This is a genomic window from Streptomyces sp. SP18CS02 (assembly GCF_036322365.1).
Lineage (GTDB): Bacteria > Actinomycetota > Actinomycetes > Streptomycetales > Streptomycetaceae > Streptomyces.
This window is the reverse complement of record NZ_JAQYXC010000303.1, coordinates 399,890-416,718: the sequence shown is the minus strand read 5'-3', so window position 1 is coordinate 416,718 and position 16,829 is coordinate 399,890. Positions and strand designations below refer to the sequence as shown.

Here is a 16,829-nt window from a genome sequence, read left to right as displayed (position 1 = left end):
GGAACCGGCGGCGGGGCACGCCCCGGCCGCCGCCCGGCCGTCCACACCGACGTCCCGGGCCGACCCGGCGAGGTGGACACCGTGGCGCGATGGCGGGCACTGATCGTCCTCGGCACCGCCCAGTTCCTGATGGTCCTGGACACGTCCGTCATGAACGTCTCCATCAGCAGACTGGTCGAGGACTTCGACACCGAGGTCACCGCCATCCAGGCCGTCATCACCCTGTACGCGCTGGTCATGGCGGCGTTCATGCTCGTCGGCGGCCGGCTGGGAGACATCCTCGGACGGCGGCGCATGTTCTTCCTCGGGCTCGTCGTCTACGCCGTCGGGTCCGCCCTGACCGCGATGGCGCCCACCCTGTGGGTCCTCGCGGTGGGCTGGTCGGTCATCGAGGGACTGGGGGCCGCGATGGTCCTGCCGTCCATGGCGGCCCTCGTCGCCGAGAACTACCCGGGGCGGGAGCGGGCCGTCGCCTACGGGGTCGTCGGCGGACTGGCCGGTGCGGGGATCGCGGTCGGCCCGCTGCTGGGCGGCTGGGTGACGACGTACCTCACCTGGCGGCTGGTCTTCGCCGGCGAGGTGGTCGTCGTCGTGGCCGTCCTGTGCTTCCACCGCGCGGTCGCGACGGCCCCCCGGACCGGGCCGCGCCCCCGGCTGGACGGCGTGGGAGCGGCCCTCTCGGCGGCCGCGCTGGGGCTGGGCGTGTTCGGGGTGCTGCAGAGCGGTACCTGGGGGTGGGTACAGCCCCGCAACCCGCCCTTCACCGTTCTCGGCTTCGCCCCGACCCTGTTCGTCGTCGGAGCCGGAGTGGCCCTGCTGGCCGTCTTCGCGCGCTGGGAGCGACGGCGGGAGAGCCACGGCACCGACCCCCTGGTGCACCTGTCCCTGCTCCGTGTCCCCGCGCTGCGCGCCGGCCTGCTGACGCTGGTCAGCCAGAACCTCATCCTGCTGGGCCTGTTCTTCACCATTCCGCTGTACCTCCAGGTGGTGCAGGGCTTCGACGCCTTCCAGACCGGCCTGCGGCTGCTCCCGGTGTCCGTCACCATGCTGGTCGCCTCCACGGCCGGCTCCCGCCTGGGCCGGGCGGTGGGGCCGCGCAGGGTGGTCCGGATCGCCCTGGGGACCCTGGCGGCGTCCGTCGTGTGGCTGCTGGCCACCATCGACCCGGTCATCGACGACGCGCAGTTCGCCGCGGCCATGGCCCTGATGGGCGTGGGCATGGGCCTGCTCGCCTCGCAGCTGGGCAACGTCGTCCAGTCGAGCGTCGGCGAGGAGGAGCGCAGCGAGACCGGTGGACTGCAGTTCACCGCCCAGAACCTGGGGTCGGCGCTGGGCACCGCGCTCATCGGATCGCTGCTCATCGGTGCCCTGGCCCACGCCTTCACCACCCATGTCGAGGACGACCCGCGGCTGTCGGAGGAAGCCCGCACGCAGACCGGCGTCGCCCTCGAAGCCGGGATCTCCTTCGTGCCCACCACGCAGGTGCGCTCGGCGGCCGAACGCGCGGGGCTGCCGCCCGCCGAGGTCGACGCGGTCGTGGACTCCTACGCGTCGGCGCAGCTGGACGGGTTGAAGGCGGCGATCCTCGCCACCGGCGGGATCACGCTCGCCGGCTTCCTGGTCACCCCGCACCTGCCCACCGGGCGGGGGAGCGGAAAGCGGCCCGCCGGCTCCGACGCCCCCGCCGGGCCACCGGGCCCGGCCCGCTGAGGCAGCGGAGCGCCGCGATGCGCCGCACCGGCAAGAGCGCGCCCCGGACGCGCAGGGCGGAACGCCGGGCCCACGCCGACTACACCGGCGGCGTCTACGGCTCCATGCTCGCGGCTTCCGTGATCGTGGGCGCGGGCCACCTCGGATCGTTCCCGCGCGTGGAACTCGTGCTGCTGCTGGTCCTCACCGGCGCGGTGTTCTGGGTCGCCCATGTGCACGCCCAGCTGTTCGGGGCACGCCTGTCGCAGGAGCCCCTGGAGCGCCGGACCGTGCTGCGCGCGTTCCGCGACGAGTGGCCGATCCTCAAGGCCGCGATCCCCCCGGCGCTCGCCGTCGCCGTCAGCCCTCTGCTGGGTCTCGGGGTGGGCGGCTCCCTCTGGCTCGCGCTCGCCGTGGCCGTGGCCGGGCAGGTGGGCTGGTCGATGGCCGCGGCGCGGCGGGCCGGCGCCTCCCCGCGTCTGATGGCCGTCACGGCGTCGGTGAACCTGGTCCTTGGTCTGCTGATCACCCTGTTCAAGATCATCCTGACGCACTGAGTCTGACGCACTGAAGGGGACTGCCGTGCCGGGAGTGCCGGATCACCTGTACCGGGTGAGGGCGGGTGCCGCGCCGAGGCGGACGATCGCAGCAGAGGGTGCCCACCATCTGCCCCAGGCAGCCCAGGCGCCCAGGCGACCCCGGGGAAGAGCAGCTCATGCGCTATGAGATCCGCGTCGACGGGCACATGTCGGAGACGCTGTCCAAGGCATTCCCTGAGCTGGACCACGTGGTGATGTCCGGCCAGACCGTCCTGTACGGACCCGTCGTCGACGAGGCACATCTGTACGGGCTGCTGGCACGCTGCCGTTCGCTGGGGTTGCGGGTGGTGGAGATGCGCCAGATGCCGGAGTGATCCGGCCGCGCGGCCGCCCCGACGAGCGCCCTCAGAACCCCGCCCCGCCTGCGACGCCCCCCTGCCCCCCTGCCCCCCTGCCCCCCCTTGCCCCCCCCCTTGCCCCCTTCCCGTCCCGTTCTCGGCCTTGACTCTCTCGGCCTTGACCTCGGTCCCTGACCTCGTTCTCGTCAGAGGCTCTCCGCCCGGACCCTGCCCGCACGGACGGCGGCGCCCAGCGCCTCGAAGTCCTGTGTGTTCCGGTCGGCGTACGCCTGCGCGAACGTGACGAGAGCACGGTCGAAGCGGTCGCTCCCGCCCAGATAGGCGCTGATGGCGACGGGATCGCCCGAGCGGGCGTGGGCCCGCGCCAGGGAGGCCCCGCAGAGCCGTCCGAAGAGGGAGAGGAGGGCCGGATCCATGGTCTCCGGCCGCGCGATGCCCTTCCAGTCCCACAGCTGGCGTACGTAGAAGTCCCGGCCCTGCCCGTCGAGGCCGACCATGTGGGTCCAGCCCAGGAAGATGTCGCCGGCCGTCTGCATCAGCCGCTGACCGGCCACCACCCGGCGGCCCTGGTTGTCGTAGCGCTCACCGTCCGTGTGGGCGGCGAGCACCGATTCCTGGGCCTCCTTGGCCTGGAGCAGGAGGGGATCGTCGTCATCCCTGCCGACCAGGAGCAGAATCCAGCAACGGGTGCCGACGCTGCCGACGCCCACCACCTTGCGGGCCATGTCCACGAGGCGGTAGCGGCTCAGCAGATGCCGGCGCTCGGAGGGCAGGGTCCGCGCGTACCCCTCCAGGACCGTCCGGAGCTCGTTCTGCTGTCCGCCCCGCTTCCAGTTCCCCGGCGCGTCGGGCAGCAGATCCCGCAGCGGGGTGATCAGCGGCGGGTCAGGTGCGATCAGCCGGCCCTCGGGCGTGACATGGGTGAGCTTCGCGAAGGACTGGAGGTGGGTGCGGGTACGGGCCCGTGCCGTCGCCTCGGCGGTGCGGCGTCTGGCCTTCCGGTCCATCGACGAGGCCAGGAGCTCCCGCAGGTGGTCGGCGTCGTCCTGCGCGTACCAGATGTCCAGGGTGCGCATGCCGGCGAACTCCCGCATCCGTTCCCGGTAGGCGCGCACGCAGGTCCGCACCGCGTCGTTCTGCTCCTCGACGGGGAAGCCGTTGGCGCGGGCCGCGATGACGAAGCTGGTCGCCAGCCGTTTGACGTCCCACTCGAACGGCCCCGGCAGGGTCTCGTCGAAGTCGTTGATGTCGAACACGAGATGGCGCTCGGGCGAGGCCAGCAGCCGGAAGTTCAGCAGATGGGCGTCGCCGCAGAGCTGCACCGTCAGACCGGTGTCCGGCAGGGACCCGAGGTCCGCCGCCATGATCGACGCCGCGCCCCGGTAGAAGCGGAACGGGGACTCCAGCATCCGGCTGTAGCGGATCGGCACCAGCTCCGCCACCCGCGTGGCCGACTGCCGCTCCAGCACCTCGACCGGGTCGGGCCGTCGCCGTCCCGCCACGAACCCGCCGTGGCCGGCACGCGGGGCCCGCTTGCGCGCGTTCCTTCCGTACGCCGCTCTCTCGTCCGGTGTCGGTGAGGCCGTCGACGTGTTCGGTGTGTTCATGGCCGGACCTCCTGGGTCGCCGTTCTCCTCACGGGAAGCCCCGCCGAGGCGCCGCCGCCCGTACCGCCACCGCGCACCCGCTCGGCCCGGCCCGCGAGCCGCGGCCCGCCGGACGGGGGAGCGGGCGGCGGTGCACCCGGAGAGGCGCGGGCCGAAGGGCGTCCGTCCCGGTGTGCGGCCGGCCGCGAGAGCACGGGGTGCGCCTCCCGGGCGGGCGGCGGCCCCGGAGCGGACGTACGCGGCCCCGGTCGGACGTACGAGGGGCTCTCCGGGGGCTCGGGGCCTCGGGGCCCGGGGACGGCCACGATCGGGTCGCCGGCCACGGGCACCGTCGTGCGGGCGCCCGCTCCGGTCCCGGGGCGGCGGACGGCACGACGGTGCGGCGCGCACGGGCTCGCCGGGCCCGCCGGGCCGGACGGTCGTGGCCGCGGCCGGTGACCTGCCCGGTACCGGGCGCCCGGCACCGGGCAGCCGGGGGATCGCTCATCTCGTGTCTCTGTCGTCTCGGTCCGCCGGTCGACGGCGGACGCGTCCGATTCCACCTCACCGCCCCGGCGCCGTCGGCGGATCACCCGCTGGGGGTGACCCCGCGACCGGCGGCGCGCGGGACGCTTGTGCCGGTGAGGCGCCCTTACCGCCCCTTCCTCGGGGCGGGCGCGCGAGCCGCACACGAGGAGGAGCCATGGCCATGCCGCGTGGTTCGGCACCGCCCAGCGGGCCGGAGTCCGTACCCGGCCCGCCCACCGGTCCGGCGGGCGACCCCGCCGGGACGCTGGCGATCGTCGGGCGCTCGTGGCTGTGGATCCTGGGGGCGGCGGTCGCGACGCTCGCGCCGGGCGTCCTGATACTGGTCTGGCCGGACGAGACCCTGCACGTACTGGCCGTCCTCCTCGGTCTGAACCTCCTCGTGACCGGCTGCTTCCGGTTCGTCTCGTCCTTCGCCCGCCGGGAGCACGCCGATCGGCTCGCCGGGCTGCTGGTCGCGGTGCTGTTCGTGCTGGCGGGGGTGCTGTGCCTGCGGCACCCCCTGCAGACCGTCACGGCGCTCTCCCTGCTCGTCGGGATCGTCTGGCTGGTCTCCGGCGTGGTCACCCTCCACTCGGGCCTGGCCACCGCGGACCTGCCGCACCGCGGACTCGTCATCGCCGCCGGAGTGCTCGGCATCGTCGCGGGGATCGTCGTGCTGGCCCTGCCGGCCGAATCGGCCCACGCGCTGATCCGGCTGCTCGGCCTGTGGCTGGTCCTGCTCGGCCTGTTCGAGCTGGTGCTCGCCCTCGCCTGGCGGGCCGCACTGCGCGGGTCCCGTGCCCCGGCCCCGCCCGGACCCGGCACGGCCGCCTGACACCAGTCCGGCACGGCGCCCGGGCGGCCCGGGGCCCGCTGCCACGGTCACCCGGCGGCGGCGAGCCGACGACAGCCGGGGCGGAACCCACGACCGAGGAGTACCCATGGTCCCGAACAGCGCCTCCGGGCCCTCCCCCTCCGGTGGAACCCCGGAAACCGGCCGTGTCATGACGGCCGCGGACCACGCCGAGTACGAGCGCCTGAGCCGGGCCGCGAAAGTGCGCCACCGGCGGGTACGCCAGGCCGGCTCCGCCCTCCTGCTGCTGCTGGCCCTGCTGCTCGCGCCCCTGGCCGTGGTCGCGGCCTGGGTGCACGACGAGGTCTCCGACACCGACCGGTACGTGGCGACGGTCGCGCCGCTCGGGTCCGATCCGGCCGTCCAGCAGGCCGTGATCAACCGGCTGACCGACCGCGTGGTGGCCGAGGTGGACGTCAAGGCGGTCACCGACGCGCTCGGCAAGGCGCTCGCCGACGCCGGGGCACCACCGCGCGCGGTGGAAGGGGCCGGGGCGCTCGAAGGGCCGCTGCGCTCCGCGGTCACGTCCGTCGTCGACCGGGTCGTCAGCCGGGTCGTCACCAGCGACGTCTTCGAGCAGGCGTGGGAGGGCGCCAACCGGCGGGCCCACGCCGCCGTGGTGAACATGCTCACCGGAGCGGGGGAGGGCGCCCTGCGCGCCTCGGGCGACACCATCGAGCTGGACATCGGAACGGTCGTCGACGAGGTGAAGCAGCGCCTCGTCGACGAGGGCTTCGAGAAGGCCGCCGCCATCCCGGACTCCGACCGGACGATCACGCTGTTCGAGACCGAGAACCTGGGCAAGGCGCAGGACGCGATGCGGCTCCTGGACATCATGGGCACCTGGCTGCCGGCGCTGACCGTCGTCATCGCCGCCCTCGCGGTGTGGACCGCTCCCGCGCACCGGGTGATGCTCCTGGTCGCGGCCGCCGGAGTCGGCGTGATGATGGTGGTGCTGCTCGTCGCGCTGGCCGTCGTACGACGCGTCTACCTCGACGCGATCCCCCCGGCGACCCTGCCGCCGGACGCCGCCGCGGCGATCTTCGACACGTTCGTGCGCTTCCTGCGCGACAGCACGCGCACCTTCCTGGTGGTGGCCGTCGTCACGGCGCTCGCCGCCTACCTGTACGGCCCCGGACGCGTGGCCCGTGGAGTGCGGACCCTCGCCCGGAGGGGCACCACGGCCACCGGACGGGCGCTGCACCGCGCCGGCGTGCACACCGGCGCGACCGGCCACTGGCTGGACGGCCACCGGCCGTGGACCACCGGAGTGGTCATCGGGGCGGGCGTCCTGGCCCTCGTGCTGTGGAACCACCCCACGGTCGGCTCGGTGGCGCTCGTCCTCGGCCTGGTCCTGGTCGTGCTGGCCGTCGTGGCGGTGCTCGCCGCCGCGACCGGACCCGGCCCTGCCGCCACCCCCGCCGGCGCCCCGGGGCGATCACCGGTCCCATGAGCCATGGCCACCGGTTCCGTGCGCCGACCCACGCTCACCCGCTTCGGGTGAGGCCGCCCGGACGCTGCCATGGGCACGCTGGACACGGCACACACTGCCCGCCGGGCCACCCGCCCGCAAGGAGGAGAGACATGAGCTCACAGACGTACCTCGCGTACGACTACCCGCTGCTGAGCGCCTTCTGGACCATGCTGGTGTTCTTTCTCTGGATCCTGTGGTTCATCCTGCTCTTCCGGATCATCGGCGACATCTTCCGGGACGACTCCATCGGCGGCTGGGCCAAGGCGGGCTGGCTCGTCTTCGTCGTCTTCCTGCCCTTCCTCGGCGTGTTCGTCTATGTGATCGCCCGTGGGAAGAACATGGGCCACCGGGAGATCGCCCAGGCGCGCGCCCAGCAGGAGGCGTTCGACAGCTATATCCGGGAGACCGCCAAGGGCGGCGGAGGACGGACCAGCAGCGTCGACGAACTCGCCAGGCTGTCCGAGATCCGGGCCCGTGGTGACATCACGGAGGAGGAGTTCCGCCGAGCGAAGGAGCTGGTCCTGACCGGTTCGGGTGCCGGGGATCAACCGCCCCGCGTCCACCCGGACTCCGGCCGTTGATCACCGCCGGACGACCGTCCGCCGGACGACTCACATCGAAAGAAGCCCAATGATGACCGCCACACACCCGTCACACGTCCATACGGCCAAGCAGGAGTGGGCCACCGGGCTGATGGTCTTCGGAGCCGTCATGCTCATGATCGCCGGGGTACTCGGCATCATGCGGGGCCTCGCGGCGATCGTGGAGGACGACGTCTTCCTCACGACGGAGAACTACATCTTCGAGTTCGATCTCACCGGCTGGGGCTGGATCCACCTCGTCCTCGGCGCGCTCGCCGTCATCGTCAGCGTCGGTCTGTTCCGTACCTCGACGTGGGCGAGGGTCGCCGGCGTGGGCATCGCCGGACTCGTCATCATCGCCAACTTCCTCTCCCTGCCGTACTACCCGGTCTGGTCGGTCGTGATGATCGCCCTTTCGGGATTCATCATCTGGGCCCTGTGCGTGGCGCCCAAGGACGACCACTACGCCTCGACCGGACGCTCGGCGGGCGGCATCTGACGACGGACGGGCCCGCACGGACGGGTCCGGACCGTCCCCGAGACAGCGGGAGGGGTCCCATGGAACGAGGACTCCCGGCGGCCGACGACGGTGGTCACGCGGGGTGGGCGCGCCTGGCGCTGCTCCTCCTGCTGGCGAGCGTGCTGGTGCCCCTCCTCGTCGCCGGTCTGCGCAGCGTGCTGTGGGTGCTGGTCGGCGTGGCCGGACTGGCGGCGGCCGTCGTCGGGGTGTGGTGGGCGCTGGCGCACACCGGGGTGACCCGCGTGGCCGGAGGCGCCCTGACCGTCCTCGCGCCGCTCGCGGTCCTGGCGCTCTACGCCGCGTACGGGATGCTGGGAACGGCCCTCCTCTCCCTGGCCCTGTGGGGGCTGGCCGTCGCGGCGGCCCGGGTCGCCTCGGCACCGGCCTACCCCTCCTCCCCGGCCGGGCGCGGGCGGCCTCCCGCCGCGCCGCCGCGCCACCCCTGGATCCTGATGAACCCGCGCTCCGGCGGGGGCAAGGTGGACCGCTTCCACCTGAGGGACCGCGCCGTGGCGGCGGGCGCCCGTGTCGACCTGCTCGGCGCCGGGCACCAGGACGTCGCCGCGCTGGCCGCGCGGGCCGTGGACGAGGGAGCCGACCTGCTGGGCGTGGCGGGCGGCGACGGCACGCAGGCCCTCGTCGCGGAGGTGGCGGCGCGGCACCACCTGCCCTTCGTGGTGATCCCCGCGGGGACCCGCAACCACTTCGCCCTCGACCTCGGCCTGGACCGCGACGACCCGGCGGCCGCCCTGGAAGCCCTGACCGACGGGGTGGAGCTGCGGGTGGATCTGGGATTCGCGGCCGACCGGGTGTTCGTCAACAACGCCTCCTTCGGCACCTACGCGGCCGTCGTCAGCGACCCCGCCTACCGCGACGACAAGGTACGTACGGCCCTGCAGGCCCTGCCCGGGCTCCTCACCGGCACCGACGCCCCCCGGCTCCGGGTGCGCGCGGGCACCCGGCGGGCCGACGGTCTTCAGGCACTGCTCGTCAGCAACAACCCCTACCGCCGGGCCGTCGACTCGCCCCGCCCCGGCCGCAGGGAGCGCCTGGACTCGGGGCAGCTGGGCGTACTGGGCGTCCATGTCGGCAACACCGCCCAGGCGGCGCGGATGGTGCGCGGTTCCCGTTCCCCGGACCTCACGCGGTTCACCGCCGAGGAAGTCGTCGTCGAGGCGGAGACGGACACCGTCCCGGTCGGCATCGACGGGGAACACGTGCTGCTGCCGACACCGGTCGTCTGCCGCGTCGTACCCGGCGCGCTGCGGGTGTACGTCCCCCGCCACCGCCCCGGCGCCCCGGCGGGCAGACCGGCGGCCGACTGGCCACGCGTCCTGCGGCTCGCGGTGCCCCGCCGGTGGCGCCGCCGACGTCACGGCGCCGGCACGTGAGGCGATCGGGCCGGCACGACGTCTGCCGCACACTCACCCCTCGGGGGGCGACCGGAGACTCCGGACCCGGACCGGAGCGGTCAGACCTCGATCACAGTGACGCATCCCCGCACAGGGCGGTGGGAACAGCAGGGCGGGGGAGTGCGCTCCCCGGACGCGACAAAGGCCCTGACCTGCATTTCTGCTGGTCAGGGCCCCTATGACACTTCCTGCGAAGTGCCCCCGGCAGGATTCGAACCTGCGCACACGGCTCCGGAGGCCGTTGCTCTATCCCCTGAGCTACGGGGGCGTGCGCCGCGTTCGGCGGCGACGGGTTGAACACTACCAGCTCCGGATGGGTGCCTGTGAACAGGTATTTCGCCGGGCCGTCGCGCCCCGTGTCGTCCGCGTGGGGCGGAAGTGGGGAAACGCCGGACGCGGGGCCGGATCGCGACCTACTCTCGAGTTGTGTCAGGCGTGTCCGGCCGAGTGCTCGTTGTCGACGACAACCGCGTCATTCGGCAGCTGATCAGGGTCAACCTTGAGCTGGAGGGCTTCGAGGTCGTGACCGCTGCCGACGGTGCCGAGTGTCTGGAAGTCGTGCATCAGGTCCGCCCCGACGTGATCACGCTCGACGTCGTCATGCCCCGCCTCGACGGGCTGCGCACGGTCGAGCGGCTGCGTGCGGATTCCCGAACCGGCCAGGTGCCCGTCGCGATCATCAGCGCCTGCTCGCAGCCGGAGGTCGAGTCCGGTCTCGCGGCCGGGGTGGACGCCTTCCTCGCGAAGCCTTTCGAGCCCGCCGAGCTGGTCCGCCTGGTCCGGCGGCTGACCCGCGGGGAGGGCCCGCCGTCCCTGGACGGCAGACATGGCGCCGGGTGGGCCGGCAGCGCCCGCGGTTGACCGTTTGGCGAAACCGGTCGCGTACCGCCCCCCTTCCTCCCATACGCTTGTCCCGTGACCCCCGCAGATCTCTCCCTCACCGTGCTGCGCGCCGTGCGCCGCGCGGTGGACGAGGGTGTGCTGCGGGCGGACCCGCCCGAGCGGATCAAGGTCGAGCGCCCCCGGGCCGGCGGCCGCGGGGACTGGGCCACCAGCGCCGCGCTCCAGCTCGCCCGCACGGCCGCCCTCCCGCCCCGCCGGGTGGCCGAGATACTCCAGGCCCGGCTCGACGGAGCCCCCGGCGTCGAGCGCGTCGAGATCACCGGCCCCGGGTTCCTGAACTTCACCCTGCACGCCGCCTCCCACGCCGAGCTGGTCCGGCGGGTACTGCGGGAGGGCCTGCGGTACGGACACGGCCGCAGCCTCGCGGCCGCCGACCCCGTCACCTTCGCGCCCGGCCGCGACCCGCGCGCCGTCGTCGTCACCGAGACGGTCGTCGCCCTGCTCCGCGCCCAGGGGGCCCGCGCCGGCACAGCCCCGGGAGGCGCCAGGGAGCTGCGGCCGCTGCCCGCCCCCGGCCTGTCCGGCGCGGGCGCCGACGCCGTCCGCTGGGCCTTCCTGCGGCCCGGCCCGCACGACCGGGCCCTGGACCCCGCGAGCCTCCTCGCCCAGACCGAGGCCAACCCGCTGTTCACCGTGCGTTACGCGCACTCCCGCGCCCGCGCCCTCGTCCGTAACGCCGCGCAGCTGGGATTCGGCGCCGCGTACGACACGGATGTCGACGCACCGGCTCTTCTCACCGCTCTCGGCGATCACCCCGCCGTGCTCGAAGCCGCCGCACGCCACAGCGCCCCCGACCGGGTCGCCCGGCAGCTGGAGGCCCTCGCCGACGCCCTCCTCGGGTTCCAGCACACCGTGCTGCCCCGTGGTGACGAGAAACCCTCGGCCGCCCACCGTTCCCGGCTCGCTCTCGCCGAAGCCGCCGGGACGGTGCTGGCCGGTGGCCTCGCCCTGCTCGGCATCAGCGCCCCTGACTACCTGTGAGAGAAGAATGAGCCGTTCCGCACACCCCGCCGGGCCCCGTCACGCCGACGTCCTCCCCGAGGGTCACTACAGCGCCCCGCCCGCCGACCTGAACAAGCTCGACGAGAAGGTCTGGTCCCGCACCGTCGGACGCGACCAGGACGGTGTCGCGACCGTCGGCGGGATCACGGTGACCCGGCTCGCCGAGGAGTTCGGCACCCCCGCGTACTTCCTCGACGAGGCCGATTTCCGCGCCCGCTGCCGCGCGTGGGCCGACGCGTTCGGCAAGGACGCCGACGTGTTCTACGCCGGAAAGGCGTTCCTGAGCCGGGCCGTCGTGCGCTGGCTCCACGAGGAGGGCCTGAACCTCGACGTGTGCTCCGGGGGCGAGCTGACCACGGCGCTCGACGCCGGCATGCCCGCCGAGCGCATCGCCTTCCACGGCAACAACAAGTCCCTGGCCGAGATCGAGAAGGCGGTACGCGTCGGGGTCGGCCGCATCGTCCTCGACTCCTTCCAGGAGATCGCCCGCGTCGCGCACGTCGCCCAGGCGCAGGGCAGGCGCCAGCGGGTGCAGATCCGCGTGACCGTCGGTGTCGAGGCCCATACCCACGAGTTCATCGCCACCGCGCACGAGGACCAGAAGTTCGGCATCGCGCTGGGCGGGGGACAGGCCGCCGAGGCCGTGCGCCGCGCGCTGAAGCTCGACGGACTGGAGCTCATCGGCATCCACTCGCACATCGGATCCCAGATCTTCGACATGGCCGGCTTCGAGGTCTCCGCCCGGCGGGTCGTGCAGCTGCTCGCCGAGGTGCGCGACGAGCACGGCGTCGAGCTCCCCGAGATCGACCTGGGCGGCGGCCTGGGCATCGCGTACACCTCCGAGGACGACCCGCGCGAGCCGCACGAGATCGCCAAGGCGCTCAGCGACATCGTCACCCGGGAGTGCGGGGCGGCCGGGCTGCGCACACCGCGCATCTCCGTCGAGCCCGGCCGCGCCATCGTCGGGCCCACCGCCTTCACCCTCTACGAGGTCGGCACGGTCAAGCCGCTCGAAGGTCTGCGGACGTACGTGAGTGTCGACGGCGGCATGTCGGACAACATCCGCACCGCCCTGTACGACGCCGAGTACTCCGTCGCCCTGGTCTCCCGCACCTCCGACGCCGAGTCAATGCTCAGTCGCGTCGTGGGCAAGCACTGCGAGAGCGGCGACATCGTCGTACGCGACGCCTTCCTGCCCGCCGACCTGGCACCCGGTGACCTCATCGCCGTACCGGCCACCGGGGCGTACTGCCGCTCCATGGCCAGCAACTACAACCACGCACTTCGCCCGCCCGTCGTCGCGGTCAAGGACGGCGAGGCGCGCGTGATCGTCCGACGCGAGACAGAGGAAGATCTCCTGCGTCTCGATGTCGGCTGATGAAATAGATATCTCAGGATCCGGACGGGGGGCAAAAACTCCCGTTCGGTGAGTGAGACTGGTTCGCATTCAAGCTGTGAGAAGGAAACGAGGTCGGATGATGCGTACGCGTCCGCTGAAGGTGGCGCTGCTGGGCTGTGGAGTGGTCGGCTCAGAGGTGGCGCGCATCATGACGACGCACGCCGACGACCTCGCCGCGCGCATCGGCGCCCCGGTCGAGCTCGCCGGTGTGGCCGTCCGCCGGCCCTCCAAGGTCCGTGAGGGCATTCCGCAGGAGCTCATCACCACCGACGCGACCGCCCTCGTGCAGCGGGGCGACATCGACGTGGTCATCGAGGTCATCGGCGGCGTCGAGCCCGCCCGCACCCTCATCACCACCGCCTTCGAGCACGGCGCCTCCGTCGTCTCCGCCAACAAGGCGCTGCTCGCCGAGGACGGCTCGACGCTCTACGCGGCCGCCGAGAAGCACGGCAAGGACCTGTACTACGAGGCCGCCGTCGCCGGTGCGATCCCGCTGATCAGGCCGCTGCGCGAGTCGCTGGCCGGCGACAAGGTCAACCGTGTCCTCGGGATCGTCAACGGCACGACGAACTTCGTCCTCGACAAGATGGACAGCACCGGCGCCGGCTACTCCGAGGCGCTCGACGAGGCCACCGCCCTCGGCTACGCCGAGGCCGACCCGACCGCCGACGTCGAGGGCTTCGACGCGGCCGCCAAGGCCGCCATCCTCGCCGGGATCGCCTTCCACACCCGTGTGCGCCTCGACGACGTGTACCGCGAGGGCATGACCGAGGTCACCGCCGCCGACTTCGCGTCCGCCAAGCGCATCGGCTGCACCATCAAGCTGCTCGCCATCTGCGAGCGGGCCGCCGACGGCGAGTCCGTCACCGCGCGGGTCCACCCCGCGATGATTCCGCTCAGCCATCCGCTCGCCTCCGTCCGCGGTGCCTACAACGCCGTGTTCGTCGAGGCGGAGGCGGCCGGACAGCTGATGTTCTACGGTCCGGGCGCCGGCGGTTCGCCGACCGCGTCCGCCGTCCTCGGCGACCTCGTCGCCGTCTGCCGAAACCGCCTCAACGACGCGACGGGACCCGGCGAGTCCGCGTACACCCAGCTGCCCGTGAGCCCCATGGGCGACGTGGTGACGCGGTACCACATCAGCCTGGACGTGGCCGACAAACCGGGCGTGCTCGCCCAGGTCGCGACGGTCTTCGCCGAGCACGGCGTGTCCATCGACACGGTGCGCCAGCAGAGCCGACAGGACGGAGGCGGCGAGGCGTCCCTCGTCGTCGTCACCCACCGCGCGCCCGACGCAGCCCTCTCCGGGACCGTCGAAGCGCTGCGCAAGCTCGACACCGTGCGCGGTGTCGCCAGCATCATGCGTGTTGAAGGGGAGTAAGGACCCATGACCAGGACCCATCAGTGGCGCGGCATCATCGAGGAATACCGGGACCGCCTTCCGGTCACGGAAAAGACGCCGGTCGTCACGCTCCGTGAGGGTGGCACTCCTCTCGTCCCGGCTCAGGTCCTCTCCGAGCGCACGGGCTGCGAGGTGCACCTGAAGGTCGAGGGTGCCAACCCGACCGGCTCCTTCAAGGACCGGGGCATGACCATGGCCATCACCCGGGCCAAGGAGGAGGGCGCCAAGGCCGTCATCTGCGCCTCCACCGGCAACACCTCCGCCTCGGCCGCCGCCTACGCGGTGCGCGCGGGCATGGTCAGCGCCGTGCTCGTCCCGCAGGGCAAGATCGCGCTCGGCAAGATGGGCCAGGCCCTGGTGCACGGCGCGAAGATCCTCCAGGTGGACGGCAACTTCGACGACTGCCTCACCCTCGCCCGCGCGCTCTCCGACAACTACCCGGTGGCGCTGGTCAATTCGGTCAATCCGGTACGTATCGAGGGACAGAAGACCGCGGCGTTCGAGATCGTCGACATGCTGGGCGACGCCCCGGACATCCATGTCCTGCCCGTCGGCAACGCCGGGAACATCACGGCGTACTGGAAGGGCTACACGGAGTACGCGCGCGATGGCGTCGCGTCCCGCACGCCCCGCATGTGGGGCTTCCAGGCGGCCGGCTCCGCGCCGATCGTGCGCGGCGAGGTCGTCAAGGACCCGTCGACCATCGCCACCGCGATCCGGATCGGCAACCCGGCCTCGTGGCAGTACGCGCTGGCCGCGCGCGACGAGTCGGGCGGGTTCATCGACGAGGTGACGGACCGTGAGATCCTGCGCGCCTACCGGCTGTTGGCCGCGCAGGAGGGCGTGTTCGTCGAGCCCGCCTCCGCCGCGTCCGTCGCCGGTCTGCTCAAGGCCGCCGAGCAGGGCAAGGTCGACCCGGGCCAGCGGATCGTCTGCACCGTGACGGGCAACGGTCTGAAGGACCCGGACTGGGCGGTGGCGGGAGCGCCCCAGCCGGTCACCGTCCCGGTCGACGCGGCCACCGCCGCCGAGCGGCTCGGCCTCGCGTAGACCCACCGCCGCCGAGCGGCCCGGCCTCGCGTAGACCCACCGCCGCCGAGCGGCCCGGCCTCGCGCAGAGCCACGCCGGAGGGGCCCCGGAGGTGACCCGAGAGGGTCCTGAAGGGGTCCTGAAGGGCCTGGGCAACGCGGCTGGGGCATACCCGGGCCCGAGCGACCGCCGGGCCGCCCACGGGGCGCCCCGGCGGCGGCGGTGAGACGGCGGTCCAGCGGCCTCCGGGCCCCTCGGACGCGTCCGGGGGGCACCGGTCCGCGCCCGGCGACGGGCGGAGGGGCGGAGCGCGCCGCCCGCACACGGCGGGGTGCGCGAACAGGCGGGGAGGGGCGGGCGTGCGGGCGGGGGCGGCATGGCGGAGAATGGCGCAAAACCGCAACCCGCACAGCTCTGTACCCAGGAGCACATGGCCCCTCGCGACACGCATCGTGCGCCTCCTGTGCGCCCTATGTCGCCACAGAACCTTCCTTCGATAGGCTGTACCGAACCCGCCCCGCCGCATATGCCGCGGTGCCGTTGCCGTTGATGCCATTCGGCCCACGGGTGTTCGCACTTCTCTTGAAAACCTCGTAGTCAGAACCAAGGAGAGTCATCGAGCGATGGCCGGTCCAGCGTTCCGCGCCGCCGCCGTACGGGTGCGCGTTCCCGCCACCAGCGCCAACCTCGGCCCGGGCTTCGACGCCTTCGGCCTGTCGTTGGGGCTGTATGACGACGTGGTCGTCCGGGTCGCCGACTCAGGGCTGCACATCGACATCGCCGGCGAGAGTGCGGACACCCTCCCCCGCGACGAGGGCCATCTGCTCGTACGCTCCCTGCGCACGGCCTTCGACCTGCTCGGGGGACAGCCGCGCGGCCTTGAGGTCGTCTGCGCCAACCGCATCCCCCACGGACGCGGGCTCGGCTCCTCCTCGGCCGCCATCTGCGCGGGCATCGTCGCCGCCAGGGCGGTCACCATAGGCGGCGACGCCCGGCTCGACGACGCGGCGCTGCTGGAGCTCGCCACCGAGATCGAGGGACACCCCGACAATGTCGCGGCCTGCCTGCTCGGCGGCTTCACCCTCGCCTGGACCGAGGGCGGCGCCGCACGGGCGATCAGGATGGACCCCGCCCGTTCCATCGTTCCGGTGGTCTTCGTCCCCGGCAAACCCGTCCTGACCGAGACCGCCCGCGGCCTTCTGCCGCGTTCCGTCCCCCATGTGGACGCCGCCGCCAACGCCGGCCGTGCCGCGCTGCTCGTCGAGGCCCTGACCAGGCGCCCCGAGCTGCTGCTGGCCGCCACCGAGGACCGGCTGCACCAGGAGTACCGCGCTCCCGCCATGCCCCAGAGCATCGAGCTCGTGAACCGGCTGCGCGCCGACGGCATCCCCGCGGTCATCTCCGGCGCGGGCCCCACGGTGCTGGCGCTGACCGAGGACGGCGCGGCCGAGAAGGCCGCGCTGCTGGCGGGCGAGGGGTGGGCGGCCAACCGGCTCGCCCTCGACGTGTCGGGCGCGAGCGTACTGCCGCTCGCCCCGTAGGACAGGGATTGCCG

General features: G+C 73.1%; 15 protein-coding genes and 1 tRNA gene. 14 read left to right on the top strand and 2 right to left on the bottom strand.

The features are described 5' to 3' along the window. The first annotated feature begins 81 nt into the window (after positions 1-81). The 3 genes from PUR26_RS32840 to PUR26_RS32830 all read left to right on the top strand — a co-directional run bounded on the left by PUR26_RS32840 (position 82) and on the right by PUR26_RS32830 (position 2,602). Positions 82-1,710: an MFS transporter gene (locus PUR26_RS32840; RefSeq protein ID WP_329878220.1), complete on the top strand. Its 1,629-nt coding sequence runs from the start codon at positions 82-84 to the stop codon at positions 1,708-1,710. 17 nt (positions 1,711-1,727) lie between these two features. Beyond that, entirely contained in the window at positions 1,728-2,246 is a 519-nt protein-coding gene (locus PUR26_RS32835; protein WP_329878218.1) for a hypothetical protein, read from the top strand. 158 nt (positions 2,247-2,404) lie between these two features. Then, positions 2,405-2,602, top strand: coding sequence for a hypothetical protein (locus PUR26_RS32830; protein WP_329878216.1), 198 nt, complete (start codon positions 2,405-2,407; stop codon positions 2,600-2,602). A gap of 170 nt (positions 2,603-2,772) precedes the next feature. Here PUR26_RS32830 and PUR26_RS32825 read toward each other — a convergent pair whose 3' ends face one another. After that, positions 2,773-4,194 (bottom strand): DUF2252 domain-containing protein, encoded by a 1,422-nt coding sequence (locus tag PUR26_RS32825; protein ID WP_329878214.1) that lies wholly within the window; start codon positions 4,192-4,194, stop codon positions 2,773-2,775. 682 nt (positions 4,195-4,876) lie between these two features. Here PUR26_RS32825 and PUR26_RS32820 point away from each other — a divergent pair. The 5 genes from PUR26_RS32820 to PUR26_RS32800 all read left to right on the top strand — a co-directional run bounded on the left by PUR26_RS32820 (position 4,877) and on the right by PUR26_RS32800 (position 9,520). Beyond that, positions 4,877-5,536, top strand: a complete 660-nt coding sequence (locus tag PUR26_RS32820; RefSeq protein WP_329878213.1) for an HdeD family acid-resistance protein — start codon at positions 4,877-4,879, stop codon at positions 5,534-5,536. A 106-nt stretch (positions 5,537-5,642) separates the two neighbouring features. After that, complete coding sequence (locus tag PUR26_RS32815; protein WP_329878211.1) at positions 5,643-7,007, top strand: hypothetical protein; 1,365 nt, start codon at positions 5,643-5,645, stop codon at positions 7,005-7,007. A gap of 131 nt (positions 7,008-7,138) precedes the next feature. Continuing rightward, positions 7,139-7,609, top strand: coding sequence for an SHOCT domain-containing protein (locus PUR26_RS32810; protein ID WP_329878209.1), 471 nt, complete (start codon positions 7,139-7,141; stop codon positions 7,607-7,609). A gap of 52 nt (positions 7,610-7,661) precedes the next feature. Continuing rightward, complete coding sequence (locus PUR26_RS32805; protein ID WP_329878207.1) at positions 7,662-8,108, top strand: DUF7144 family membrane protein; 447 nt, start codon at positions 7,662-7,664, stop codon at positions 8,106-8,108. Between the two features lie 59 nt (positions 8,109-8,167). Next, positions 8,168-9,520 carry a diacylglycerol/lipid kinase family protein gene (locus PUR26_RS32800; RefSeq protein WP_329878205.1) on the top strand — a complete coding sequence of 451 codons (1,353 nt, stop codon included), beginning with the start codon at positions 8,168-8,170 and terminating at the stop codon, positions 9,518-9,520. Positions 9,521-9,737: 217 nt separating this feature from the next. Here PUR26_RS32800 and PUR26_RS32795 read toward each other — a convergent pair. After that, a tRNA-Arg gene (locus PUR26_RS32795) sits at positions 9,738-9,809 on the bottom strand. 167 nt (positions 9,810-9,976) lie between these two features. Here PUR26_RS32795 and PUR26_RS32790 point away from each other — a divergent pair. The 6 genes from PUR26_RS32790 to thrB all read left to right on the top strand — a co-directional run bounded on the left by PUR26_RS32790 (position 9,977) and on the right by thrB (position 16,815). Beyond that, on the top strand, positions 9,977-10,402 hold the full coding sequence (locus tag PUR26_RS32790; RefSeq protein ID WP_329878584.1) for a response regulator: 426 nt from the start codon (positions 9,977-9,979) through the stop codon (positions 10,400-10,402). A gap of 54 nt (positions 10,403-10,456) precedes the next feature. Then, positions 10,457-11,425, top strand: a complete 969-nt coding sequence (nrtL, locus tag PUR26_RS32785; RefSeq protein ID WP_329878203.1) for an ArgS-related anticodon-binding protein NrtL — start codon at positions 10,457-10,459, stop codon at positions 11,423-11,425. A gap of 7 nt (positions 11,426-11,432) precedes the next feature. Then, positions 11,433-12,824 carry a diaminopimelate decarboxylase gene (gene lysA, locus PUR26_RS32780; protein ID WP_329878201.1) on the top strand — a complete coding sequence of 464 codons (1,392 nt, stop codon included), beginning with the start codon at positions 11,433-11,435 and terminating at the stop codon, positions 12,822-12,824. A 97-nt stretch (positions 12,825-12,921) separates the two neighbouring features. Beyond that, entirely contained in the window at positions 12,922-14,223 is a 1,302-nt protein-coding gene (locus tag PUR26_RS32775; RefSeq protein ID WP_329878199.1) for a homoserine dehydrogenase, read from the top strand. Positions 14,224-14,229: 6 nt separating this feature from the next. After that, a complete protein-coding gene (thrC, locus tag PUR26_RS32770) occupies positions 14,230-15,294 on the top strand; it encodes a threonine synthase (RefSeq protein ID WP_329878197.1) in 1,065 nt (354 codons plus the stop codon). Positions 15,295-15,897: 603 nt separating this feature from the next. Further along, a complete protein-coding gene (gene thrB / locus PUR26_RS32765; protein WP_329878195.1) occupies positions 15,898-16,815 on the top strand; it encodes a homoserine kinase in 918 nt (305 codons plus the stop codon). Positions 16,816-16,829 lie beyond the last annotated feature (14 nt).